At 45.5% G+C, this 24,406-nt stretch carries 20 protein-coding genes and 8 tRNA genes; 27 read left to right on the top strand and 1 reads right to left on the bottom strand.

The window, feature by feature from the left end; genetic code table 11:
- Positions 1–8 precede the first annotated feature (8 nt).
- From relA to rpoS, 12 genes are all read left to right on the top strand, one after another.
- Positions 9–2,228: a GTP diphosphokinase gene (gene relA, locus DYB02_RS14755; RefSeq protein WP_005490307.1), complete on the top strand. Its 2,220-nt coding sequence runs from the start codon at positions 9–11 to the stop codon at positions 2,226–2,228.
- 216 nt (positions 2,229–2,444) lie between these two features.
- Complete coding sequence (gene mazG / locus DYB02_RS14750) at positions 2,445–3,236, top strand: nucleoside triphosphate pyrophosphohydrolase (protein ID WP_020841273.1); 792 nt, start codon at positions 2,445–2,447, stop codon at positions 3,234–3,236.
- A gap of 218 nt (positions 3,237–3,454) precedes the next feature.
- On the top strand, positions 3,455–5,095 hold the full coding sequence (gene pyrG, locus DYB02_RS14745) for a CTP synthase (protein WP_005455581.1): 1,641 nt from the start codon (positions 3,455–3,457) through the stop codon (positions 5,093–5,095).
- 78 nt (positions 5,096–5,173) lie between these two features.
- Positions 5,174–6,475 carry a phosphopyruvate hydratase gene (gene eno / locus DYB02_RS14740; protein ID WP_005455579.1) on the top strand — a complete coding sequence of 434 codons (1,302 nt, stop codon included), beginning with the start codon at positions 5,174–5,176 and terminating at the stop codon, positions 6,473–6,475.
- A gap of 402 nt (positions 6,476–6,877) precedes the next feature.
- Positions 6,878–7,159, top strand: coding sequence for a cell division protein FtsB (gene ftsB, locus DYB02_RS14735; protein WP_005455577.1), 282 nt, complete (start codon positions 6,878–6,880; stop codon positions 7,157–7,159).
- Position 7,160: 1 nt separating this feature from the next.
- Entirely contained in the window at positions 7,161–7,865 is a 705-nt protein-coding gene (ispD, locus tag DYB02_RS14730; protein ID WP_005455574.1) for a 2-C-methyl-D-erythritol 4-phosphate cytidylyltransferase, read from the top strand.
- Positions 7,866–7,882: 17 nt separating this feature from the next.
- Positions 7,883–8,359 carry a 2-C-methyl-D-erythritol 2,4-cyclodiphosphate synthase gene (gene ispF / locus DYB02_RS14725; RefSeq protein ID WP_005380896.1) on the top strand — a complete coding sequence of 159 codons (477 nt, stop codon included), beginning with the start codon at positions 7,883–7,885 and terminating at the stop codon, positions 8,357–8,359.
- A 46-nt stretch (positions 8,360–8,405) separates the two neighbouring features.
- Positions 8,406–9,449 (top strand): tRNA pseudouridine(13) synthase TruD, encoded by a 1,044-nt coding sequence (gene truD, locus DYB02_RS14720; RefSeq protein WP_029804969.1) that lies wholly within the window; start codon positions 8,406–8,408, stop codon positions 9,447–9,449.
- Positions 9,449–10,225, top strand: a complete 777-nt coding sequence (surE, locus tag DYB02_RS14715; protein ID WP_029804971.1) for a 5'/3'-nucleotidase SurE — start codon at positions 9,449–9,451, stop codon at positions 10,223–10,225. The genes truD and surE overlap by 1 nt, the downstream gene beginning before the upstream one ends.
- Positions 10,225–10,851, top strand: a complete 627-nt coding sequence (locus DYB02_RS14710) for a protein-L-isoaspartate(D-aspartate) O-methyltransferase (RefSeq protein ID WP_029804973.1) — start codon at positions 10,225–10,227, stop codon at positions 10,849–10,851. Before surE ends, DYB02_RS14710 begins: the two co-directional genes overlap by 1 nt.
- A 14-nt stretch (positions 10,852–10,865) precedes the next feature.
- Positions 10,866–11,789, top strand: a complete 924-nt coding sequence (locus DYB02_RS14705; RefSeq protein ID WP_005455560.1) for a peptidoglycan DD-metalloendopeptidase family protein — start codon at positions 10,866–10,868, stop codon at positions 11,787–11,789.
- Between the two features lie 90 nt (positions 11,790–11,879).
- A complete protein-coding gene (gene rpoS, locus DYB02_RS14700; protein ID WP_005478537.1) occupies positions 11,880–12,869 on the top strand; it encodes an RNA polymerase sigma factor RpoS in 990 nt (329 codons plus the stop codon).
- Between the two features lie 78 nt (positions 12,870–12,947).
- On the opposite strand, the gene mutS is transcribed toward rpoS, so the two are convergent.
- Positions 12,948–15,509, bottom strand: a complete 2,562-nt coding sequence (gene mutS, locus DYB02_RS14695; protein WP_029804975.1) for a DNA mismatch repair protein MutS — start codon at positions 15,507–15,509, stop codon at positions 12,948–12,950.
- A gap of 84 nt (positions 15,510–15,593) precedes the next feature.
- Here mutS and pncC point away from each other — a divergent pair, with 84 nt between their 5' ends.
- The 15 genes from pncC to DYB02_RS14620 all read left to right on the top strand — a co-directional run bounded on the left by pncC (position 15,594) and on the right by DYB02_RS14620 (position 24,389).
- Complete coding sequence (gene pncC, locus DYB02_RS14690) at positions 15,594–16,076, top strand: nicotinamide-nucleotide amidase (protein WP_025795578.1); 483 nt, start codon at positions 15,594–15,596, stop codon at positions 16,074–16,076.
- A gap of 200 nt (positions 16,077–16,276) precedes the next feature.
- Positions 16,277–17,320 carry a recombinase RecA gene (gene recA / locus DYB02_RS14685; RefSeq protein ID WP_005478550.1) on the top strand — a complete coding sequence of 348 codons (1,044 nt, stop codon included), beginning with the start codon at positions 16,277–16,279 and terminating at the stop codon, positions 17,318–17,320.
- Positions 17,321–17,443: 123 nt separating this feature from the next.
- Positions 17,444–17,911, top strand: coding sequence for a recombination regulator RecX (gene recX / locus DYB02_RS14680; RefSeq protein ID WP_005455548.1), 468 nt, complete (start codon positions 17,444–17,446; stop codon positions 17,909–17,911).
- A 142-nt stretch (positions 17,912–18,053) separates the two neighbouring features.
- Positions 18,054–20,636, top strand: a complete 2,583-nt coding sequence (gene alaS, locus DYB02_RS14675; protein ID WP_005455546.1) for an alanine--tRNA ligase — start codon at positions 18,054–18,056, stop codon at positions 20,634–20,636.
- Positions 20,637–20,838: 202 nt separating this feature from the next.
- On the top strand, positions 20,839–22,026 hold the full coding sequence (locus tag DYB02_RS14670) for an aspartate kinase (protein ID WP_005478552.1): 1,188 nt from the start codon (positions 20,839–20,841) through the stop codon (positions 22,024–22,026).
- Between the two features lie 92 nt (positions 22,027–22,118).
- Positions 22,119–22,316 (top strand): carbon storage regulator CsrA, encoded by a 198-nt coding sequence (gene csrA / locus DYB02_RS14665; RefSeq protein ID WP_004415691.1) that lies wholly within the window; start codon positions 22,119–22,121, stop codon positions 22,314–22,316.
- A gap of 243 nt (positions 22,317–22,559) precedes the next feature.
- Positions 22,560–22,651: transfer RNA gene (locus DYB02_RS14660), tRNA-Ser, on the top strand.
- Between the two features lie 31 nt (positions 22,652–22,682).
- Positions 22,683–22,759 (top strand) — tRNA-Arg (locus DYB02_RS14655).
- A gap of 56 nt (positions 22,760–22,815) precedes the next feature.
- Positions 22,816–22,892: transfer RNA gene (locus DYB02_RS14650), tRNA-Arg, on the top strand.
- 57 nt (positions 22,893–22,949) lie between these two features.
- A tRNA-Arg gene (locus DYB02_RS14645) sits at positions 22,950–23,026 on the top strand.
- A gap of 57 nt (positions 23,027–23,083) precedes the next feature.
- Positions 23,084–23,160 (top strand) — tRNA-Arg (locus DYB02_RS14640).
- Positions 23,161–23,217: 57 nt separating this feature from the next.
- Positions 23,218–23,294: transfer RNA gene (locus DYB02_RS14635), tRNA-Arg, on the top strand.
- A 57-nt stretch (positions 23,295–23,351) separates the two neighbouring features.
- Positions 23,352–23,428, top strand: a tRNA-Arg gene (locus DYB02_RS14630).
- 57 nt (positions 23,429–23,485) lie between these two features.
- Positions 23,486–23,562, top strand: a tRNA-Arg gene (locus tag DYB02_RS14625).
- A 569-nt stretch (positions 23,563–24,131) separates the two neighbouring features.
- Positions 24,132–24,389: an oxaloacetate decarboxylase subunit gamma gene (locus DYB02_RS14620; RefSeq protein ID WP_005493951.1), complete on the top strand. Its 258-nt coding sequence runs from the start codon at positions 24,132–24,134 to the stop codon at positions 24,387–24,389.
- Positions 24,390–24,406: the final 17 nt, after the last annotated feature.

Raw genomic sequence — 24,406 nt, 5'->3', positions numbered from 1 at the left:
ATGATGAGATGGTTGCGGTAAGAAGCGCGCATTTAAACCAAAATGAACAGTTTGAACTTGAAAACTGGGTGGCTAGCCTAGGACAAGAGAAAAGCACAGCATCACGCTTAATCGAAGTTTATCGAGATTGCCAAACGATTTTGGCGGGTCACGAACAAGCCGAACTCCTGTTGTGGCGTGGACGAGAGATGATCGAAATTCTGATCACCTTGTCGATGGACAAAGCAACATTAGTGGCGGCTCAACTGTTTCCTTTGGTTTCAAGTGGTGCTTTCAACAGAGAACTTCTTGAAGAAAAATACAGCAAAGAAATCATTAAGCTCATTGATGGCGTAGAAGAAATGGCCGCTATCGGTCAGCTTAACGTCACGATGGAAGGCAGCGCTGCGTCGTCTCAAGTAGACAACGTTCGTCGCATGCTGCTTGCCATGGTGGATGATTTTCGTTGCGTTGTCATCAAGCTAGCAGAACGAATTTGCAACCTTATTGAAGTCAAAAAAGCACCGGACGAAGTTCGACGTGCTGCGGCGAAAGAGTGTGCCAACATTTATGCTCCACTGGCTAACCGCCTAGGTATCGGTCAGCTTAAGTGGGAAATCGAAGACTACGCTTTCCGTTATCAACAACCGGACACTTACAAGCAAATTGCAAAGCAGCTTGCTGAGCGTCGTATTGTCCGTGAGCAATACATCAAAGATTTTGTCGAAGACTTATCTCAAGAGATGAAAGCTTGTGGCATTAATGCCGAAGTAAGTGGTCGTCCTAAACACATCTACAGCATTTGGCGAAAAATGCAGAAGAAGAGTTTGGCGTTTGATGAATTGTTTGACGTGCGTGCAGTACGTATCATCGCCGACAAACTGCAAGATTGTTACGCTGCGTTAGGTGTGGTTCATACCAAATACAAGCACTTACCGAGTGAGTTCGACGACTACGTTGCAAACCCAAAACCAAACGGTTACCAATCGATTCACACCGTGATTCTTGGCCCTGAAGGCAAAACCATCGAGATTCAAATTCGTACCAAGCAAATGCACGAAGAATCTGAACTGGGCGTTGCCGCGCACTGGAAATACAAAGAAGGTGCGAGCAGTCGCAGTGGTTACGATGAGAAAATTACCTGGCTGCGTAAACTATTGGATTGGCAAGAAGAAATGTCCGATTCTGGTGAGATGTTGGATGAGCTCCGAAGCCAAGTCTTCGATGACCGCGTCTACGCATTTACACCTCGCGGCGATGTTGTCGACTTACCAATGGGGGCAACACCACTAGACTTTGCCTACCACATTCACTCAGAAGTCGGGCACCGTTGTATTGGCGCTAAAGTTGGTGGCCGAATCGTGCCGTTCACCCATAAACTCCACATGGGCGATCAGGTCGAAATCATCACAGCAAAAGAGCCAAACCCATCGCGAGACTGGTTAAACCCTTCACTAGGCTTTGTTCATTCAGGGCGTGCTCGTGCGAAGATCAACGCTTGGTTCCGTAAACAGAGTCGTGAGAAAAACCTCGAAGCGGGACGTGAAATCCTCGAACACGAGTTGGTGAAGATTGGTGCGACGTTAAAAGATGCAGAGCATTACGCCCTAAAACGCTTCAACGTCAACACGCCGGATGAACTCTACGTCGGTGTAGGCAGTGGCGACCTGCGTATCAATCAGATCATCAACCACATCAATGCACTGGTGAATAAACCAACGGCGGAAGAAGAGGATCAGCAAGCGCTAGAAAAACTCCAAGAAGCCGAGCACAAAGCACCAGCGCAAAGTCGCCCGAAAAAAGACGCGGTAGTAGTAGAAGGTGTTGATAACCTAATGACGCACCTAGCTCGCTGTTGTCAGCCAATTCCAGGCGATGACATTTGTGGTTACATCACCCAAGGCCGAGGCATCTCAGTGCACCGCAGTGACTGTGAACAGCTCGAAGAACTGCGTCATCACGCTCCAGAACGTATCATTGATACCGTATGGGGCAGCGGATTTGTAGGGTCATACATCCTCACCGTGCGTGTCGAAGCGATGGAGCGAGGCGGTCTATTGAAAGACATCACCACACTATTTGCCAACGAGAAAATCAAAGTAACCAGCATGAAGAGCCGTGTCGATTACCGTCGTCAGCTCGCCATCATGGATTTTGATCTTGAAGTGACCAATATTGAGGTGCTCTCTCGCGTTTCGAAACGTGTCGAGCAGATCAAGGATGTTATGTCGGTAAAACGCTTAGGCTAACTTTCACGTCGTACTTGTCACTTTTACTGCGTTTACTCCGGAGTGCCGGCCCAGGCTCATCACATAGGCGAGCTATGCTCAGGAGTCGCGAAAACTTGTTGCCTTGTCAAAGTAACAATTACTTAGTGAAAGCTGCTGAGAAAATATAATGTAGAAGGTGAGTGGTTTTGGCTGCTCACCTTTTTCTTTAGATAGAAAGGTTTACAGGAACAGAAAATGAGTCATCCAATTGAACAATTAGAACAAATCATGGCGAAGCTACGTGACCCAGAAAGCGGTTGCCCTTGGGACTTAAAACAAACCTTTGACACCATTGTTCCGCACACTATAGAAGAAACCTATGAAGTTGTGGATGCGATTCAAAATCGAGACTGGCCAAATTTAAAAGAAGAGTTGGGTGATTTGCTGTTCCAGGTGATTTTTTACAGTCAATTAGCGAAAGAGCAAGGGCTGTTCGAATTTTCGGATGTGGTCGAAACCGTGAACGAAAAACTGACGCGTCGCCATCCTCATGTTTTTTCGGATGTTGAGTTTGAGTCTGACGAGGAAATTAACGCCAACTGGGAAGCGGAAAAAGCAAAAGAAAAAGCGCAAGTAGGCAAAGCTGAAGAAAGTATCCTAGACTCAATACCAAACTCTTTACCGGCGCTTTCTCGTGCTACAAAGATTCAGAAAAAATGTGCGAAATACGGATTCGATTGGGATTCGCTTGGGCCAGTAGTCAGTAAGGTTCAAGAAGAAGTGGATGAGGTGATGGAAGAAGCGCTTCAAATCGAACCAGATGAAGAGAAAGTCGAACTTGAGTTAGGGGACTTGTTGTTTGCCACGGTCAACTTAGCACGTCATCTTGGCAAAGACCCAGAAGTGGCATTAAGCAAAGCGAACATTAAGTTTGCCAAGCGTTTTAAGCAAGTTGAAGGTAAGGTCGTGCAATCAGGAAGAACACTCACCGAGTGTACGTTGTCAGAACTCGACAATTTTTGGAATGAAGTGAAAAAAGAAGAGTGAAGTTGCAGACAAAGTAGTCACAGCGCGATTTATGGGACAAGTCTGACTCAGAACATAAATAAGCACTTTGCTTTGTCTCTACCCACTTTGATTTGAAGCAAAAAATAAAAAATTACGGTGTGATAGATTTCACGTTGTGGCGGTAAGGAGCTTCTGGTATATTTATCTCCCGTCCAGAAGCACTCCATTTCCCTCATTCAACCAATTTCAGGTTAAACATGACGACAAATTACATTTTTGTTACTGGCGGGGTTGTATCCTCTCTAGGTAAAGGTATTGCAGCAGCATCTCTTGCAGCTATTCTAGAAGCTCGTGGTCTTAAAGTGACTATGATGAAGCTTGACCCTTACATCAACGTTGATCCAGGCACAATGAGCCCAACTCAGCACGGTGAAGTGTTTGTTACGGAAGATGGCGCAGAGACTGACCTTGACCTTGGTCACTACGAGCGTTTCATCCGTACCAAGATGACCAAGCGTAACAACTTCACTGCAGGTCGTGTTTATGCCGACGTACTTCGTAAAGAACGTCGTGGTGACTACCTAGGCGCAACAATTCAAGTTATCCCTCACATCACTAACGCTATCAAAGACCGCGTAATCGCAGGTTCTGAAGGCCACGATATTGCTATCGTTGAAGTTGGTGGTACGGTAGGTGATATCGAATCGCTACCATTTATGGAAGCAATCCGTCAGCTAGCAGTAGAACTTGGCCGTGAACGCGCAATGTTCATGCATCTAACTCTTGTTCCTTACCTAGCAGCAGCTGGCGAAGTGAAAACTAAACCGACTCAGCACTCTGTTAAAGAGCTACTGTCTATCGGTATCCAACCAGACATCCTAGTTTGCCGCAGCGATCGCATGATCCCAGCGAACGAGCGTAAGAAGATTGCACTTTTCTGTAACGTTCCTGAGAAAGCGGTAATCTCAATGAAGGACGTAGATTCAATCTACAAGATCCCTCAACTTGTTAAGTCTCAAGGTCTTGATGACCTAGTGTGTACTCGTTTCGGTATTGATGCGCCAGAAGCTGACCTTTCTGAATGGGAACAGGTTATCTACGAAGAAGCGAATCCAACAGGTGAAGTAACTATCGGTATGGTCGGTAAATACATCGAACTACCAGATGCGTACAAATCTGTGAACGAAGCACTTAAGCACGCAGGCTTGAAAAACCGCCTAAACGTAACCATTAAGTACGTAGACTCTCAAGACATCGAAACTAAAGGCGTTGAGCTTCTAGAAGGTCTAGACGCTATCCTAGTTCCAGGTGGTTTCGGTGATCGTGGTGTTGAAGGCAAGATCCGTGCGGCTCAATACGCACGTGAAAACAAAGTGCCTTACCTAGGTATCTGTCTAGGTATGCAAGTTGCCCTTATCGAATACGCGCGTAACGTTGCGGGTATGGAAGGTGCACATTCAACAGAATTTAACAAAGACACGAAGTACCCTGTGGTAGGTTTGATCACAGAATGGGTTGATGAAACAGGTAACGTGGAAGAGCGTACTGAATCATCTGATCTTGGCGGTACGATGCGTCTAGGTTCTCAGCTATGTCACCTAGAAAAAGGTACAAAAGCTCGTGAACTGTACGGTAGCGCGACGATCCATGAACGTCACCGTCACCGTTACGAAGTGAACAACGTTCTTCGTCCACAAATTGAAAAAGCAGGTCTTAAAGTGTCAGGCCTATCTGCGGACAAGAAGCTAGTGGAAATGATTGAGAACCCAGCTCACCCATGGTTTGTAGCAGCTCAGTTCCACCCTGAATTCACATCGACTCCTCGCGATGGTCACCCATTGTTTGCAGGTTTCGTTAAGGCTGCGGGTCAATACTCACGCGGCGAATTCGAGAAGTAAAAGGATACGGGCGGCGGCGAAGGTTGTGCTGCTGCCCTTTAAAATTGACATTTATATTTGAAACGAGAGGAAACATTAATGTCTAAGATCGTTAAAGTTCTAGGTCGTGAAATCATCGACTCACGTGGTAACCCAACTGTAGAAGCTGAAGTACACCTAGAAGGCGGTTTCGTAGGTATGGCGGCAGCTCCATCTGGCGCATCTACTGGTTCTCGCGAAGCTCTTGAGCTACGTGACGGTGACAAAGCACGTTTCCTAGGTAAAGGTGTTCTTAAAGCAATTGAAGCTGTAAACGGCCCAATCGCTGAAGCTCTAGTTGGCAAAGACGCTAAAGACCAAGCTGCAATCGACGCAGTAATGATCGAACTAGACGGCACTGAAAACAAATCTAAATTCGGTGCGAACGCTATCCTAGCAGTTTCTCTAGCAAACGCTAAAGCTGCAGCAGCAGCTAAAGGCATGCCTCTATACGAGCACATCGCTGAGCTAAACGGTACTGCTGGTCAGTTCTCTATGCCTCTACCAATGATGAACATCATCAACGGTGGTGAGCACGCAGACAACAACGTTGACATCCAAGAATTCATGATTCAACCAGTTGGCGCTGCAACTCTTAAAGAAGCTGTACGCATGGGTGCGGAAGTATTCCACAACCTAGCTAAAGTTCTTAAGTCTAAAGGCTACAACACAGCTGTTGGTGACGAAGGTGGTTTCGCTCCTAACCTTAAATCTAACGCTGAAGCTCTAGAAGTTATCGCAGAAGCTGTTGCTGCTGCTGGTTACGAGCTAGGCAAAGACGTTACTCTAGCTATGGACTGTGCTGCATCTGAGTTCTTCGACAAAGAAGCTGGCATCTACAACATGAAAGGTGAAGGCAAAACTTTCACTTCTGAAGAGTTCAACCACTACCTAGCTGGTCTAGTTGAGCAATTCCCAATCGTATCTATCGAAGACGGTCTAGACGAGTCTGACTGGGATGGTTTCGCACACCAAACTCAACTTCTAGGCGACAAGATCCAACTAGTTGGTGACGATCTATTCGTTACAAACACTAAGATCCTAGCTGAAGGTATCGAGAAAGGCATCGCTAACTCTATCCTAATCAAGTTCAACCAAATCGGTTCTCTAACTGAGACTCTAGCTGCAATCAAGATGGCTAAAGACGCAGGTTACACAGCAGTAATCTCTCACCGTTCTGGCGAAACTGAAGATGCAACTATCGCTGACCTAGCGGTAGGTACAGCTGCAGGTCAAATCAAAACTGGTTCTATGAGCCGTTCTGACCGTGTTGCTAAGTACAACCAACTAATCCGTATCGAGGAAGCTCTAGGTGAGCGCGCTCCTTTCAACGGTCTTAAAGAAGTTAAAGGCCAAGCTTAATTCTTAATTGAATAAAGTTTAGCTTGAAAGCTTTCTAAAAACGCCCTACTTCGGTGGGGCGTTTTTGTGTTTAAAGGCCGGTATTTTAGAGTGATGAGCCGTTCTGACTGTACTGCGGTAATACCTAGAAGCAACCAACTCATCTGTATCTAGCAAGCTCTTAGTTAGCTAACAGTCCTAATTTCTCAGGTAATTGAAACCGAATCTTCCTCTTTCTAGCACGTAAACGGTTCTTTACTTTCTCGATTAAAGAGTGCCATCGAACTTAGGCATTTTTTATTTTCGTGCTTATTTCCTGTAAGGAGCGTGTGAGTCTCCCTTTATCCCCTAGAGGCAACTCGGCATTTATGCTATATATGTCACCTTATCTAATTCCTTCCGGTACAGAATGTTAGCAGCGATATGCGAATCTTTGTTATAGCCCTTACGTTACTGTTTGGTTGGCTTCAATACACTCTATGGTTTGGTAAAAACGGGGTGTCTGACTACTACACAGTAAAAGATGAAATTGAAGTTCAACAGCAGGTGAACAGCAAGCTACAAGCTCGCAATAATGAAATGTTTGCTGAGATAGATGACTTAAAGCAAGGACTTGATGCGATTGAAGAAAGAGCTCGTCATGAACTTGGCTTGGTGAAAGAAGGAGAAACCTTCTACCGCATAGTTGGTGAGGAAAACCCGTAAGATGTCAGAGAACGTTTCATCTCATATCGCTATTGTACCTGCGGCTGGTGTTGGTAGCCGAATGAAAGCAGATCGACCTAAACAGTATTTGTTAATCGATGGAAAAACGGTATTGGAACATACCGTAGAGAAACTGCTTGCTCACCCTCAAATCGCGAAAGTTGTGGTTGCGATTACAGAAGGTGACCCATACTACCCTGAACTATCGATTGCCCAGCACCCAGACGTAATACGTGTCGCTGGTGGTAAAGAAAGAGCCGATTCAGTGCTTTCAGGGCTAAACTATGTAAGTGCGCAGCTTCCGTGTGAATGGGTTCTGGTCCATGATGCCGCGAGACCTTGCGTAACATTAAACGATATTGATCGTCTGATTGATGTTTGTTGTGCTCATCCTACTGGTGGCATTCTTGCCTCGCCCGTGAGAGATACAATGAAACGAGCGAACAAAGAAAACAACATCGATCATACCGTAGACAGAGAAGCATTGTGGCATGCACTGACTCCACAAATGTTTAAAACTCAGCAGCTAACAAGAGCACTGGCAGACGCATTGCAGCAAGGTGTTGCGATCACTGATGAAGCATCGGCTTTAGAGTGGTTGGGAGAAACGCCAGCTTTAGTTCAAGGTAGTGCGAATAACATTAAAATTACTCAGCCAGAAGATCTCGCCTTAGCCGAGTTTTATCTTAGCCGCGAGCGCGGTTAGAAAATAAAGGATAAAAAATGATTCGAATTGGTCATGGTTTCGACGTACACAAATTTGGCGGTGAAGGCCCTGTGATTATTGGTGGTGTTGCAATTCCTTACGAACAAGGCCTGATTGCGCACTCAGACGGCGACGTTGCTCTGCATGCTCTCACTGACGCTTTGTTAGGTGCGATTGCTGCGGGTGATATTGGCCGTCATTTTCCAGATACCGACGATAAATGGAAAGGTGCAAACAGCCGCGAATTATTGAAAGACGTTTACCGTCGAGTAAAAGAACAAGGCTACCGCCTTGGTAATGCAGACGTCACCATCATGGCGCAAGCGCCGAAAATGGCGCCTCACATTGATGCAATGTGTGCAGCCATTGCCGAAGATCTAGAAACCGATATTAGCAACATTAACGTAAAAGCAACGACGACAGAACGTCTTGGTTTTACTGGACGCAAAGAAGGCATTGCTACAGAAGCAGTCGTGCTTCTATTTAAGCAATAATCGAATAATTTGCTCCTTAAAGCTGCGTAAGCAGTGGAAATACATCATGTCAGATATTTTATCCTCATTGGCTTACCTCACAGGCAAGCCAGTCGCATCAGCAAAAATTAAAGCGCAACCAGAACACTTTCAGGTTCGCGAAGATTTGGGTTTTGCCTTCACGGGAGAAGGTGAACACTTAATGGTGCGCATTCGAAAAACAGGTGAGAACACCAGTTTCGTCGCTAACGAGCTAGCGAAAGCTTGTGGTGTTAAGTCTAAAGACGTTAGTTGGGCAGGCCTGAAAGATCGCCATGCAGTAACCGAACAATGGCTAAGTGTTCATCTGCCTAAAGGTGAGACTCCAGATTTTTCGACATTTTTGGCGCAATACCCAAGTATTGAAATTCTGGCGATCGATCGACACAACAAAAAACTGCGTCCTGGTGACTTAATCGGGAACGAGTTTGTGGTTACCTTGTCTGAAGTGACAGATATGGCGGATGTAGAGCAACGCCTTGAAAAAGTTAAACAAGTTGGTGTGCCAAACTACTTTGGTAGCCAACGCTTTGGTAACGATGGAAATAACCTCGACGAAGCCCGTCGTTGGGGACGAGAGAACGTTCGTACGCGTAACCAAAACAAACGCAGCATGTACCTGTCTGCCGCGCGTTCATGGATTTTCAACCGCATCGTTTCTGCTCGTCTAGAAAATGGTGTGTTTGATAAATTCATCGATGGTGACATCGCACAGACATCACAAGGATTGTTGGCTGTTGATGCGAATAACCTTGCTGATATGCAAAACAAGCTTGCATTGAGTGAAGTTGAGATTACTGCCGCTTTAGCGGGTGATAATGCGTTACCGACCCAAGCTGATGCACTTGCATTAGAACAGCCATTTATTGATGAAGAACCTGATTTAATGGCTCTGATCCGTGGGAATCGTATGCGTCACGATCGTCGTGAAATCGCACTCAAACCAAAAGACTTAGCTTGGAACGTTGAAGGTAACAATATTACGTTGACCTTCTCACTCGATGCAGGCTCTTTTGCCACATCCATTGTTCGTGAGTTGGTGAATGAGGTCAAAGTAGAAAGAGAATACTAATGGAACTGGATTCACTAAATACAAAACCTTTAAGAATTCTAATTAGTAATGACGACGGTGTGCATGCTCAAGGAATTCACGCGTTAGCGGATGAGCTGAGAAGCATCGCGGAAGTGATCATTGTTGCCCCAGACCGAAATCGTTCTGGTGCATCAAACTCACTGACATTGGAACAGCCTCTGCGAGTCACAGAAATTGCTCCTAATACTTATTCGGTTCAAGGGACACCGACAGATTGCGTTCATTTTGCTCTAAATGAGCTGATGAAAGATGACCTGCCAGATCTTGTATTATCTGGCATTAATCATGGTGCAAATCTGGGGGATGACGTTCTGTACTCTGGTACCGTCGCTGCTGCAATGGAAGGGCATTTTCTTGGCGTGCAAGCCATTGCATTTTCACTGGTTGGTAAACGTCATTTTGAGTCGGCTGCTAAAATTGCTCGACAGTTGGTTGAGCAACACTTGGCAGCGCCAATCCCAACCAACCGTTTGTTGAACGTGAACGTACCTGATTTGCCTCTCGAGAGTCTTGGTGAAATCGAAGTGACCCGTTTAGGTGCTCGTCATCACGCAGAAAATATGATCAAGCAGAAAGATCCGCGTGGGCATGATATCTATTGGTTAGGGCCTCCGGGGAAAGAACAAGATGCGGGTGAAGGTACCGACTTCTATGCGATTGAGCATGGTCGAGTTTCTATTACCCCACTGCAAGTAGACCTCACGGCTCATGAGTCTCTGCGTACGATGGATAGTTGGTTGAAGGAAGAGAAGTAATGAGTAACCCACATGCTGACAGGTTGATAGCGTTTCTTATCTCCAGTGGCATCAAAGATCAACGCGTTTTGGATGCAATGCATTGTTTACCGAGAGAGAGCTTTGTTTCTCAAGCGATGATGCACCAAGCCTACGATAACAATGCGCTACCGATTGGTCAGGGACAAACTATTTCTCAACCTTACATCGTCGCTCGCATGACCGAGCTGCTTGAGCTTCAACGTGCTAGTAACGTTTTGGAAATCGGAACCGGTTCTGGGTACCAAACCGCAGTTTTAGCACAAATCGTTGACCATGTTTATTCCGTTGAACGCATCAAATCTTTGCAATGGGAAGCGAAACGTCGTCTTAAGCAACTTGATATCTACAATGTCTCGACGAAGCATGGTGATGGCTGGTTAGGATGGGAAACGAAAGGTCCGTTTGACGCCATCATTGTTACCGCTGCTGCAGAAGTGATTCCCCAAGCTCTTCTCTCACAGTTAAAAGATGGCGGTAAAATGGTGATTCCTGTCGGAGATGTTGAGCAGCAACTACTTAGAATTGAACGCAAGGGTGACGAGTACCTTTCTACCGTTGTGGAAATGGTTCGCTTTGTTCCTCTTGTCGCGGGTGATTTGGCTTAAGGATCTGAGGTTAGGTGAGTAAGTTACTGCGTCATATTGGTATTAGCTTTGTATTAGCTGCGGGACTCGTTGGTTGCGCGGCTCACTCACCTGCGCCTGTTTCCAGCCTAAAGAAGGATTATTCGAGCGTTGAGCGTGGCAGTTATAGAGGGAGTTACTACGAAGTAAAGAAAGGTGACACACTTTATTTCATTGCTTACGTCACAGATAAAGATGTAAATGATCTTGTACGTTACAACGAACTCTCTCAGCCTTACACCATTTATCCAGGTCAAAAGCTAAAACTTTGGGCTCCGAAATATGTCGCGCCAAAATATGGCCAAAAAGTTGAACCCGTTGTAGTACCTGTAGTTACAACGACACCGCCTCCAGTGGTGAAGCCAACGACGACGACAAAGCCTGTGACTTCAAGTAAAAACTCTAGTCAAAAGCCTACAACAACTCCGACTAAAGTCGCACAAAAAGAGCCGCCAAAGAAAGTTGAACAAACCAAAGCAAAGGAGTATGTTGGTTCAAAAGATAACCAACCTACTAAACCGAAGCCGCCAACAACGACGGTACAAAACGACAAAGTATCGAAGTGGTTGTGGCCGACAAAAGGGAGAGTAATCAAGAACTTCTCGGCGGGAGAACAGGGAAATAAAGGCATTGACATCGCAGGACAGCGTGGTCAGCCTATCGTTTCAACCGCAGCCGGCACGGTCGTTTATTCGGGTAATGCGCTAAGAGGTTATGGCAACCTAATTATAGTGAAGCATAACGACAATTATTTAAGCGCATACGCACATAACGACAAACTGCTGGTAACAGAAGGTCAGAGTGTAAAAAGCGGACAGAAAATTGCGACCATGGGTAGTTCAGGCGCAAAATCCGTCAAGCTGCACTTTGAAATTCGCTACCAAGGTAAATCAGTGAATCCAAAACGCTATTTACCGTAAGACTTTGAAAAACAACTTGCGAAATCATTTAGCGACATATTGAGTTGTCATGTCTTGCTAACTCGCCAGGGGGAGGCGTTATGAGTAGTTATGAGTATCAGCAACACAGTATCCAAAGTTGAAGAGTTTGAATACGACAATGCGTCAGAGACGACCATTGATAACGAACTCGAAAAATCATCATCTACTACCGAAGGCAAAACAGCTGTCCGTGAAGAGTTTGACGCGAGCAGTAAAAGCCTAGACGCAACTCAATTGTATCTAGGTGAAATTGGCTTCTCACCTCTACTTACTGCTGAAGAAGAAGTCCTTTACGCCCGCAGAGCATTGCGTGGTGATGAAGCGGCTCGTAAGCGCATGATCGAAAGTAACTTGCGTTTAGTAGTAAAAATTTCTCGTCGGTACAGCAACCGTGGCCTAGCGCTACTCGATCTTATTGAAGAAGGTAACCTCGGTTTGATCCGAGCGGTTGAAAAATTCGATCCAGAAAGAGGCTTCCGTTTCTCAACTTACGCAACATGGTGGATCCGTCAAACGATCGAACGTGCGTTGATGAACCAAACTCGCACCATTCGCTTGCCTATTCATGTCGTGAAAGAGCTGAACATTTATCTGCGTACTGCGCGTGAACTTTCTCAAAAGCTCGATCATGAACCAACTGCAGAAGAAATTGCTGCTCAATTAGATATACCAGTAGAAGATGTCAGCAAAATGCTGCGTCTTAACGAGCGTATTAGCTCCGTTGATACCCCAATTGGTGGTGACGGTGAAAAAGCGCTTCTGGATATTATTCCTGACGCAAATAACTCTGATCCAGAAGTGTCGACTCAAGATGATGACATCAAATCGTCTTTGATCCATTGGTTGGAAGAGTTGAATCCAAAACAAAAAGAAGTGCTTGCACGTCGTTTTGGTTTGCTTGGTTATGAGCCGTCTACGCTTGAAGAAGTGGGACGAGAGATTGGTCTTACCCGTGAGCGTGTACGTCAAATTCAAGTGGAGGGTTTACGTCGACTTCGTGAAATCCTAATTAAACAAGGCCTAAATATGGAAAACTTGTTTAACGTCGAAGACGATTAATACTAAGCTTTCTCGAAACACAAAGGGCTATGGATAACCATAGCCCTTTTCTGTTTTAGGGGAGATTAGATATTCTCGTTAAAGCATTTTCTTCAAACGATACAGCTCTTCAAGGGCTTGACGAGGTGTTAAGTCGTCTGGATCGATGTTTGATAACGCTTGTTCAATTTCGCTAGGTTCAGGGATTAAGCTGAGCTGATTTGCTATATCCACAGTGCTTGGACGAGGCGAGTCGCTAGCTTGGCCGAGTTGCTCTAGTTGAGACAGTTTAGTACGAGCATTTTTGATGACCGTTTTAGGTACGCCAGCTAAGCCCGCAACCGCCAAGCCGTATGATTTGCTTGCGGCGCCTTCTTGAACAGCGTGCATGAAAGCAATGCTGTCGCCATGTTCTACCGCATCTAGGTGAACATTCGCTAAGTTTGGTAGTAAGTTCGGTAATTCGGTTAGTTCAAAATAGTGCGTAGCGAAAAGTGTCATCGCGCCAATTTGTGTTGCAAGCCATTCGGCACTTGCCCATGCCAATGAAAGACCATCGTAAGTACTGGTACCGCGACCGATCTCATCCATTAACACCAAGCTGTTCTTGGTTGCGTTGTGGAGAATGTTGGCCGTTTCTGTCATCTCTACCATGAAGGTTGAACGACCTGATGCCAAGTCATCTGAAGCACCGATACGAGTAAAGATGCGATCCAATGAGCCAATTTGTGCTGATTCTGCAGGTACATAAGAGCCGATATGAGCCATCAACGCAATTAGCGCAGTTTGGCGCATGTAGGTTGATTTACCCCCCATGTTTGGACCCGTGATGATGAGCATTTTACGGCTTGAGCTTAATTCTATTGGGTTAGCAATGAACGGGTCCGAGGTGACTTGCTCTACTACCGGGTGGCGACCTGCTTGAATGTGAATACCTGCGTCTTTAACTAGAGTAGGGCGGCAATAATCCAATGAGTCTGCGCGTTCTGCTAGGTTTTGTAACACGTCCATCTGTGAAACGGCAGAAGCTAGGTTTTGCATTTGTTCAAGATGAGGCATCAGCAAATCGAACAGCTCTTCCCACAGTTTTTTCTCTAGTGCGAGTGCTTTTGATTTTGAGTTCAGAACTTTGTCTTCATGCTCTTTAAGCTCAGGAATAATGTAGCGCTCGGCATTTTTCAGAGTTTGGCGACGCACGTAATGTGGCGGTACCAAATGGCTTTGGCCACGACTTACCTGAATGAAGAATCCATGTACGGCGTTGTAGCCAACTTTCAGCGTATCGATGCCATGACGCTCGCGTTCATCCGCTTCGAGCTTTTCTAGATACTCGGTTGCACCATCAGCGAGCTTACGCCACTCATCCAATTCTTCGTTATAGCCTTCTGCAATCACACCACCATCGCGGATCACTACCGGCGGGTTTTCTTTGATAGCACGTTCAAGAAGCTCACATACTTCATCTATTGGCGCAGCATATTGAGCCAACTTCACTAAGTATGGATGAGTTAAGGATGCAGTGAGTGATTCTAGTTCAGGAAGTTGCTGCATGGCATGGCGTAGGCGAGCCATGTCTCGTGGACGAGCAGAACGTAGAGCAAGACGCGCTAAGATACGTTCAATATCGCCAATCTGTTTTAAAGTTGGCTGAAGATCGGTAAATAAGCCTTGATCTTTAATTTCACCAATCGCATCCAGACGGTTGTTTAGCGTATCAATACAACGCATCGGTTGATGCAGCCAACGCTTTAACATGCGGCTGCCCATCGGGGTTGAGCAATGGTCGAGAACTGCGGCGAGTGTATTGTCCGTGCCGCCAGCTAAATTTTGGGTGATTTCTAGATTGCGACGCGTAGCTGCATCTAAAATTACAGAGTGATCTTGGCGATCAAATGTTAGTGAGCGGATATGTGGTAGAGCAGTGCGTTGTGTGTCTTTTACGTATTGGATCAAACAACCTGCGGCGCATAAGCCAAGAGAGGCGTGCTCAACACCAAAACCGACAAGATCACGGGTACCAAACTGCTGGTTCAACTGTTGTTTGGCTGTATCCAGTTCAAACTCCCATACAGGGCGACGACGGTTACCGTTACGGTTCGACATCAAGTGGACTGGCTCGAAATCTTCAGGGAACAACAACTCACGCGGTGCGGTGCGTTGTAGTTCTGCCATCATGGCTTCTTCGGTTTCTGGCTCCGTTAATTGAAAACGGCCAGAAGTAACGTCTAACGTCGCATAACCAAATTTGCCGTTGTGATGGTAAATCGCAGCGATTAAGTTATCGAGACGTTCAGAAAGCAGCGCCTCATCGGTTACGGTGCCTGGCGTGACAATGCGTACTACTTTACGCTCAACAGGACCTTTGCTCGTCGCTGGATCCCCAATTTGTTCACAGATTGCGACTGACTCACCAAGCTGAACTAGTTTCGCGAGATACCCTTCCACTGCATGGAATGGCACTCCCGCCATAGGAATAGGTTCTCCGGCCGATGAACCGCGCTTGGTTAATGAAATATCAAGCAGTTGAGACGCTCGTTTCGCGTCATCATAGAAGAGTTCGTAGAAATCGCCCATGCGGTAGAACAGCAAAATTTCTGGGTTCTCAGCTTTTAGCTTGAGATATTGCTGCATCATCGGAGTGTGTTTTTGTTCAGCTTTCACAGGTAAGTTCTTTTGTTTATTTCCGTAGCGGCTTAGGATACGTGAATCCCTATCAAGTAAAAAGAGACAAAGGGCATTTTGGCTATGGAAAAAACAACAAAATTAAGTGCTGATTTAGGTGTGTTACTTGCGCGACATGGGCATGTGCTGACTACAGCAGAGTCCTGTACTGGCGGTGGCGTTGCAGCCGCAATTACTGATATTGCAGGTAGCTCCGGTTGGCTTGACCGCGCTTTTGTTACGTACAGTAATGAGGCCAAAATGGAGATGCTTGGAGTGCAGCTTCAAACACTCGAAGCGTATGGCGCAGTGAGTGAGCCGGTTGTAATCGAAATGGTGCAGGGGGCATTAAAACATTCCAATGCAACAATTGGGGTGTCTATCAGTGGCATCGCTGGCCCTGGTGGTGGCAGTGAGGAAAAGCCGGTTGGAACGGTGTGTTTTGCCTTTGCAGATAATCAGGGATGGCAGTTAGTAGAAACCATGCATTTTTCTGGAAATCGAGCAGAAGTTCGCGAACAAGCGGTGATTCATGCATTGAGTCAATTGCACCAACACTTAATCTAGATTTTTTGGATCTGCGTAAGCCCAGAGAAAACAAGGGCTAGAGAAAACTGCACGATATTGTGAGCCAAATTTTTTTCATACAGGTATAGACACTGTATGAATCAACAGTATAATGACTTTCATTGCTGAGCAGAACTTCTGCTTAAGAAAAATGAATTACTATTCGTCGCCCAAAGAAGATGAATAAATCGGAGAAAGTAATGGACGAGAACAAACAGAAAGCGCTCGCCGCTGCGCTAGGTCAAATTGAAAAGCAATTCGGTAAAGGCTCTATCATGCGCCTTGGTGATAACCGCGCAATGGATGTAGAAACCATTTCAACGGGTTCGCTTTCTCTTGATATCGCTTTGGGTGCTGGTGGTCTACCAATGGGTCGTATCGTAGAAATCTACGGTCCAGAATCTTCAGGTAAAACAACGCTAACTCTTGAGCTTATCGCTGCTGCACAACGTGAAGGTAAAACTTGTGCGTTTATCGATGCTGAGCACGCGTTGGATCCTGTGTACGCTAAAAAGCTTGGTGTTGATATCGATGCACTATTGGTTTCTCAACCAGACACTGGTGAGCAAGCTCTAGAGATTTGTGATGCATTAGCTCGCTCTGGCGCAATCGACGTAATGGTTGTTGACTCTGTTGCTGCTCTAACACCTAAAGCTGAGATCGAAGGTGAAATGGGCGACAGCCACATGGGTCTCCAAGCTCGTATGCTTTCTCAAGCAATGCGTAAGCTTACAGGTAACCTGAAACAGTCTAACTGTATGTGTATCTTCATCAACCAAATCCGTATGAAGATTGGTGTGATGTTCGGTAACCCTGAAACGACTACTGGCGGTAACGCGCTTAAGTTTTACGCTTCTGTTCGTTTAGATATCCGTCGTACTGGCGCAATCAAAGAAGGCGATGAAGTTGTAGGTAACGAAACGCGTATCAAAGTGGTTAAGAACAAGATTGCAGCACCATTTAAAGAAGCAAACACGCAAATCATGTATGGCCAAGGCTTTAACCGTGAAGGTGAGTTGATTGACTTAGGCGTGAAGCACAAGCTAGTAGAAAAAGCGGGTGCTTGGTACAGCTACAATGGCGATAAGATTGGTCAAGGTAAAGCAAACGCTTGTAACTACCTGCGTGAGCATCCAGAAATCGCGAAAACAATCGATACCAAACTGCGTGAAATGCTACTTTCTCCAGCTCAACCAGAAGCACCTGCTGCCGGTGAGAAGCCTGAGCAAGAAGAAGAGTTTTAATCTTCTGATAGACTAAAAATAAAGCCCTGCGTTGCAGGGCTTTGTTGTATTTGTCGAAATCAAAATCGAAGAAATTTAAGGCAAACGAAAAGCCTGTACAGCCAAATTACCTTTAGGATCACTATGTACCAAAAGCGACAAGCACCGACGCTATCTAGCAAAGAAGCCGCGATTCAGTTACTTAGTCGTCGAGATCATGGCTTATATGAGCTCCATCAAAAGCTTGCGATGAAAGGCTATGAAGAGGCTGATATTGAAGCTGCGATTAACTTTTGTTTAGAACACAATTATTTGGATGACTTGCGTTACGCCAAAAGCCAAGTGCGTCAACACGTTTACAAAGGTCATGGTGAGCGTCGTATTCGCCAAGAGCTTAACCAGAAGCGAGTTGCAGAATCTGTCATTGAACAAGCAATGGCAGAAGAGCCCCAAGATTGGTTTGAATTGGCAAAGTTGGCAGCAGAGAAGAAATTTAAAGGAATAAAGGCCAAAGACCAGAAAGAGTACGCTAAACAGGTTCGTTTCTTACAATATCGCGGCTACAGTTTTGACCAAATTAGCTATGCGTTAAGCTTTGAAGACGAAGATTAGGCGTGAATTATTCACGCTGATTTTTGTTTTGCTTCAAATTTTTTCTTCTACCCCCTCTTTTCCGCAAGAAAACTAGTCTCAGCTGATTGCATGATCTACAATACGGCAAAATTCTAACTCGACTATTTTCAGGAAGAGCTGCATGTACATGAGCACTGACGAGGTTCGTAACGCGTTCCTCAAGTTCTTTGAAAGCAAAGGACACCAAATCGTAGAAAGTTCATCGTTAGTTCCACATAACGACCCAACCCTGCTGTTCACAAACGCAGGTATGAACCAATTTAAGGATTGTTTCTTAGGCTTGGAAAAACGAGCCTATACTCGAGCGACTACGGCTCAACGTTGTGTACGTGCTGGCGGTAAACACAACGACCTGGAAAACGTGGGCTTTACAGCTCGTCACCATACTTTCTTTGAAATGCTAGGCAACTTCAGCTTTGGCGATTACTTCAAAGAAGACGCGATTTCATTCGCTTGGGAATTTCTAACAGACGTTCTTAAGCTGCCTGCAGACCGTCTATTGGTGACCGTTTACGAAACTGATGACGAAGCATTCGATATCTGGAACAAGAAAGTAGGTGTTCCTGCAGATCGCATCATCCGCATTGGCGACAAGAAAGGTGGCAAACCATACGAGTCAGACAACTTCTGGCAAATGGGTGATACTGGTCCTTGTGGTCCATGTACTGAAATCTTCTACGATCACGGTGAGCACATCTGGGGTGGCCGTCCTGGCACACCTGAAGAAGATGGTGACCGTTTCATCGAGATCTGGAACAACGTATTTATGCAGTTCAACCGTCATGCTGATGGCACGATGGAACCGCTACCAAAACCGTCGGTAGATACAGGTATGGGTATCGAGCGTATCTCTGCAATCATGCAAGGCGTTCACTCAAACTACGAAATCGACGTATTCCAAGCTCTTATCAAAGCAGCCGCAGAAGTGATCGGTTACGAAGACCTATCAAACCAATCGCTACGCGTTATCGCTGACCACATCCGTTCATGTTCATTCCTGATTGTTGATGGTGTTATGCCTTCAAACGAAGGTCGTGGCTATGTTCTACGTCGTATCATTCGTCGTGCTGTTCGTCACGGTAACAAGCTAGGTGCGCAAGGTGCATTCTTCCACAAATTGGTTGGTGTACTAGCTGACATCATGGGCACTGCAGGTGAAGAACTGAAACGTCAGCAAGCTGTCGTAGAAAAAGTACTGCGTATCGAAGAAGAAAACTTCGGTCGTACACTTGAACGCGGTATGGCGATTCTAAACGAAGCGCTAGATAACTTAGATGGTAAAGTGCTTGACGGTGAAACCGTATTCAAACTTTACGATACTTACGGCTTCCCAGCTGACTTGACTAACGACGTTGCGCGTGAACGTGAGTTCGCGATTGACGAAGAAGGTTTCGAGAAAGCAATGGAAGAGCAGCGTCAGCGTGCACGTGAAGCGGGTCAGTTCGGTACAGACTACAACGCAGCAATTAAAGTTGACACACAAACTGAATTCTGTGGCTACGTTGGAACAAAAGGCTCTAGCTCAGTGGCGGCAATGTTCGTTGAAGGCAACGAAGTGGATTCTCTATCTGCTGGCGACAAAGCGATCATTGTGCTTGGTGAAACCCCATTCTACGCTGAGTCAGGCGGTCAATGTGGTGATGCGGGTGAAATCCGCACTGAAGCTGGTGTATTCCGAGTAGAAGATACTCAAAAGTTAGGCAACGCAATCGCACACCACGGTGTTATGGCGGAAGGTGTTCTAGCGAAAGGCGATGAAGTCGCTACTATCGTTGACGCAGAACGTCGTGCAGCTATCTCTCTAAACCACTCTGCAACGCACTTGCTACACGCCGCACTTCGTCAAGTCCTTGGTGAGCACGTGACGCAAAAAGGCTCTTTGGTTAAAGCAGAAAACCTACGTTTTGACTTCTCTCATCTAGAAGCGGTAACGGCGGCAGAGCTAAAAGAAGTTGAACGTCTAGTGAACGCGCAAATTCGTCGCAACCACGTTATTGAAACCAACGTGATGGACATTGAGTCTGCGAAGAAGAAAGGCGCAATGGCACTATTTGGCGAGAAGTACGATGATGAAGTACGCGTACTGTCTATGGGCGATTTCTCTACAGAGCTTTGTGGTGGTATCCACGCTTCTAACACTGGCGATATCGGCTTATTCAAGATCACCTCTGAGAGCGGCATCGCGGCGGGCATCCGTCGTATTGAAGCAGTAACAGGTGAAGCAGCTCTAGATGCGATCGAAGCTCAAGCAGCAAAATACGAAGAGAAACTAGCAGAATCTGCACAAAAAGCGAAAACGCTAGAAAAAGAACTTCAGAAGCTTAAAGACAAGATGGCTGCTGCTGAAAGCGCAAACATCATGGGTAAAGCAGTGGAAGTAAACGGCACGAAAGTGCTGGTTGCTGCACTAGAAGGCGCAGATAGCAAAAACCTACGTACAATGGTTGACGACATCAAGAACCAAATGGGCTCAGGTGTTGTGCTTCTAGCAAACGTAACTGATGACAAAGTTGGCTTGATTGCTGGTGTGACGAAAGATCTGGTAGGCAAAGTTAAGGCGGGCGACCTTGTTAAAATGGTTGCAGAGCAGGTTGGTGGTAAGGGCGGTGGTCGCCCTGACATGGCGCAAGCTGGTGGTACTGATGTGTCAGCATTACCAGAAGCGATCAAAACTGTTCAGCCTTGGCTAGAAGAGCGCTTATAAGCATTACATAACGAATTTACGCTCAATCAAGTTTCTTTGATTGGGCGTAATTTTTTTACGGTAACCAAGTGGTTTAATTGACCGAAAAATAACCAGGTCATTTAAGCTGCTTGGTTTTTGTTGTAACTACCGCTTATATAATTTCAACTAGTGGAATATAAGTGGTCCGAATGAGACTTTGGTCTTGGGAAGGTGAAGACTGGTGAAAAAGCCCCTTATCGTGCAAAAGTTTGGTGGAACCTCCGTGGGTTCAATTGAAAGAATCCACCAGGTCGCTGAACACATCATTAAGGCGAAAAATGATGGTAATCAAGTTGTCGTAGTTGTGTCTGCAATGTCAGGCGAAACAAACCGACTAATGGACCTAGCGAAACAAGTAGATAGTGTTCCTACGGCTCGAGAACTTGATGTTTTGCTCTCTGCTGGTGAGCAAGTGTCAATGGCGTTATTGGCGATGACACTCAATAAACTGGGCTATGTAGCTCGCTCACTTACCGGAGCACAAGCGAACATTGTGACGGATAATCAACACAATGACGCGACGATTAAACATATTGATACCTCAACGATTACGGATTTACTTGAACAAGATCAAATCGTCATTGTCGCAGGTTTTCAAGGTGTGAATGAAAATGGGGATATCACCACATTAGGTCGAGGCGGCTCTGATACGAGCGCCGTGACGCTTGCAGGCGCATTGCGCGCTGACGAGTGTCAAATCTTTACCGACGTTGATGGTATTTATACTTGTGACCCACGTGTAGTGAAAAATGCTCAGAAAATGGCGGTCATTGACTTTCCTTCAATGGAAGCAATGGCAAGTCGAGGAGCAAAAGTTCTACATTTACCTTCTGTGCAGTTCGCATGGAAGAATAATGTACCGCTGCGCGTGCTTTCGACCTTTGAAGTTAATGAAGGCAGTTTGGTTAAGGGGGAATCAGGCCATCAAGCCGTCTCTGGTATAGCCATTCAACGTGACCTTGCCATTATTGAAGTCGATAAAGAACATTTATCTAGTGCTACAAAACAATGTCAGATGTTAGGCATAGACATTTGGAATGTGATCGAGGAAACAGAACGAACAGGTATCATGATAAAACAAGAAGCATGTGCCAAGTTCGATCTGGTGTTCAGCGATAAAATCCGTAATAGTGAAGCAGTAAGCCTGTTAACCGCTGTAGGGCTTGAAGCCAATGGAATGGTGGAACATGCATGCGGTTTGTTGGCTCAGCAAGATATTGCGATCAATTTCTGCGCAACGAATGCGCTCACTATGATGCTGGTATTGCCACCTGAGAGTGTGGATACAGCAGCAAACATTCTTCATGATGCTTACATTACGTCTAGTGAAGCATTGAACATTCAGCAAAAACATGCCTTTTTAGGCTGATTTTCCGTGACAAGGTAGTTTACGAAAATATAACTTTTGTTGGATAATAGCTTTGTAGCAAGAAAATTTAGAGATTACTCAAGGAGCAAAGAATGCTAATTTTGACTCGCCGCGTAGGCGAAACACTTATGATTGGTGATGAAGTGACTGTAACTGTACTAGGTGTTAAAGGTAACCAAGTACGTATCGGTGTTAACGCTCCGAAAGAGGTTTCAGTTCACCGTGAAGAAATCTACATGCGCATTCAGGCTGAAAAAGGCAATGGCAACGTTGCTTCAGGTAACTACTAAGTCGCTCCTGTTTACAGAGCTTAGTTTGAATGAAAAAGGCTAGCCGATCGGCTAGCCTTTTTAGTTTCTGATAAATGTCATTTTTTAAGAGAAGATTCTCTTTTTTTCATCATAATAGAGTGATAAGGTTTGTTTTATAGTCACTTTGATTAAATCCGCATCGGTTAAGCGTTTTTTGCGTTTTTTTTCAAAGAAAGTGTTTGACATATTTTCGGTAAAACGTAATATGTGCCTCCGCAAGACGGTGAGGTGGCCGAGAGGCTGAAGGCGCTCCCCTGCTAAGGGAGTATACGGTTTATCCCGTATCGAGGGTTCGAATCCCTCCTTCACCGCCATTCTTGCAACGTTGATTTATCAACAAAAAGTGCGTCCTTAGCTCAGCTGGATAGAGTACCTGGCTACGAACCAGGCGGTCGGAGGTTCGAATCCTCCAGGACGCGCCACTATTTAATAATTCGTTTGATAAACGGGTTATACAAAGTAAAATAAAGATTATTGCGCGTCCTTAGCTCAGCTGGATAGAGTACCTGGCTACGAACCAGGCGGTCGGAGGTTCGAATCCTCCAGGACGCGCCACTCTTTAGGGTTTCCTTGTGAACTCCTGATATTAGTAATACTGATATCGAAAACTGCGCGTCCTTAGCTCAGCTGGATAGAGTACCTGGCTACGAACCAGGCGGTCGGAGGTTCGAATCCTCCAGGACGCGCCACTCTTTAGGGTTTCCTTGTGAACTCCTGATATTGGTAATACCGATATCGAAAACTGCGCGTCCTTAGCTCAGCTGGATAGAGTACCTGGCTACGAACCAGGCGGTCGGAGGTTCGAATCCTCCAGGACGCGCCACTCTTTAGGGTTTCCTTGTGAACTCCTGATATTAGTAATACTGATATCGAAAACTGCGCGTCCTTAGCTCAGCTGGATAGAGTACCTGGCTACGAACCAGGCGGTCGGAGGTTCGAATCCTCCAGGACGCGCCACTCTTTAGGGTTTCCTTGTGAACTCCTGATATTGGTAACACTGATATCGAAAACTGCGCGTCCTTAGCTCAGCTGGATAGAGTACCTGGCTACGAACCAGGCGGTCGGAGGTTCGAATCCTCCAGGACGCGCCACTTTTTAGGGTTTCCTTGTGAACTCCTGATATTGATAATACTGATATCGAAAACTGCGCGTCCTTAGCTCAGCTGGATAGAGTACCTGGCTACGAACCAGGCGGTCGGAGGTTCGAATCCTCCAGGACGCGCCACTTATCAAAAAGCCTCGCTTATGCGAGGCTTTTTTTGTATCTGAAAAACAAACACTCACTACTTATTCTCTAGTCTGCGCTGTCAAAGTAGGTTTCTTTTCTTATCTGATTGAACTGCAATGTCACTTTGCGTATCTAGTCAATCATCTCTAATAATTCATCATCGGTGCTCCATGCTTTCTTCGTTTCCAGCAAAATGATGACTAGCGTGATTTAAATAAAATATGTTAATTACATGTTGTAATGGTGTTTTTGTTTTGATCTTTACTCCTATCTTTTTGTTTTAATAGTTCTTTCTTTTAATCTCACTTGTTTTGTTTTGAAATCTTAATCGCAGTTTTCTCGTGCTCTTTGAATTAACCTGTTTATATATTGAGCATTCGTTCTAACTCGATGGTTTAAGTTTGAATTGTGATCTGGGTAGTGAATAAATAATCAATTATGGAGATTATTTAAATCCTTCCTTAAACAAAATTGACAAAATTTAACCAATCGAGATAATCCATTGGTCGGGATTTGACGCTAATAAAGTCCTGCACGTTGTCAGGATGACAAAGAAAGGAAGCAACATGACGAATATAGGAAGCCTGCTAGTAGATGCGGCCACCCTTATGGTTACGGGGATGGCGGTCGTATTTATTTTCCTCACCATTCTTGTTTATCTCGTTCGGCTATTGTCGAAACTGGTGCCAGAAGAAGTACCAGAGCCGATCGCAGCACCAAAAACAAATACCAAAGTTCAATCAACCTCTTCAGCTGTTAGTCCACAAGTAGTGGCAGCGATTTCAGCGGCGATTCATCAACATCGCGCTTCAATCGCGAAGTAGCCGAATATAGGATTAAA

The organism is Vibrio parahaemolyticus (genome assembly GCF_900460535.1).
Lineage (GTDB): Bacteria > Pseudomonadota > Gammaproteobacteria > Enterobacterales > Vibrionaceae > Vibrio > Vibrio parahaemolyticus.
Note: the sequence above shows the minus strand (reverse complement) of the source record. Positions and strands in the feature narration are given on the sequence as shown.

Bases quoted from the DNA above. Each gene is read 5' to 3' on its own strand.
- relA (WP_005490307.1), top strand. From the start codon at position 9: ATGGTTGCGGTAAGAAGCGCGCATTTAAACCAAAATGAACAGTTTGAA.
- mazG (WP_020841273.1), top strand. From the start codon at position 2,445: ATGAGTCATCCAATTGAACAATTAGAACAAATCATGGCGAAGCTACGT.
- pyrG (WP_005455581.1), top strand. From the start codon at position 3,455: ATGACGACAAATTACATTTTTGTTACTGGCGGGGTTGTATCCTCTCTA.
- eno (WP_005455579.1), top strand. From the start codon at position 5,174: ATGTCTAAGATCGTTAAAGTTCTAGGTCGTGAAATCATCGACTCACGT.
- ftsB (WP_005455577.1), top strand. From the start codon at position 6,878: ATGCGAATCTTTGTTATAGCCCTTACGTTACTGTTTGGTTGGCTTCAA.
- ispD (WP_005455574.1), top strand. From the start codon at position 7,161: ATGTCAGAGAACGTTTCATCTCATATCGCTATTGTACCTGCGGCTGGT.
- ispF (WP_005380896.1), top strand. From the start codon at position 7,883: ATGATTCGAATTGGTCATGGTTTCGACGTACACAAATTTGGCGGTGAA.
- truD (WP_029804969.1), top strand. From the start codon at position 8,406: ATGTCAGATATTTTATCCTCATTGGCTTACCTCACAGGCAAGCCAGTC.
- surE (WP_029804971.1), top strand. From the start codon at position 9,449: ATGGAACTGGATTCACTAAATACAAAACCTTTAAGAATTCTAATTAGT.
- DYB02_RS14710 (WP_029804973.1), top strand. From the start codon at position 10,225: ATGAGTAACCCACATGCTGACAGGTTGATAGCGTTTCTTATCTCCAGT.
- rpoS (WP_005478537.1), top strand. From the start codon at position 11,880: ATGAGTATCAGCAACACAGTATCCAAAGTTGAAGAGTTTGAATACGAC.
- pncC (WP_025795578.1), top strand. From the start codon at position 15,594: ATGGAAAAAACAACAAAATTAAGTGCTGATTTAGGTGTGTTACTTGCG.
- recA (WP_005478550.1), top strand. From the start codon at position 16,277: ATGGACGAGAACAAACAGAAAGCGCTCGCCGCTGCGCTAGGTCAAATT.
- recX (WP_005455548.1), top strand. From the start codon at position 17,444: ATGTACCAAAAGCGACAAGCACCGACGCTATCTAGCAAAGAAGCCGCG.
- alaS (WP_005455546.1), top strand. From the start codon at position 18,054: ATGTACATGAGCACTGACGAGGTTCGTAACGCGTTCCTCAAGTTCTTT.
- csrA (WP_004415691.1), top strand. From the start codon at position 22,119: ATGCTAATTTTGACTCGCCGCGTAGGCGAAACACTTATGATTGGTGAT.
- DYB02_RS14620 (WP_005493951.1), top strand. From the start codon at position 24,132: ATGACGAATATAGGAAGCCTGCTAGTAGATGCGGCCACCCTTATGGTT.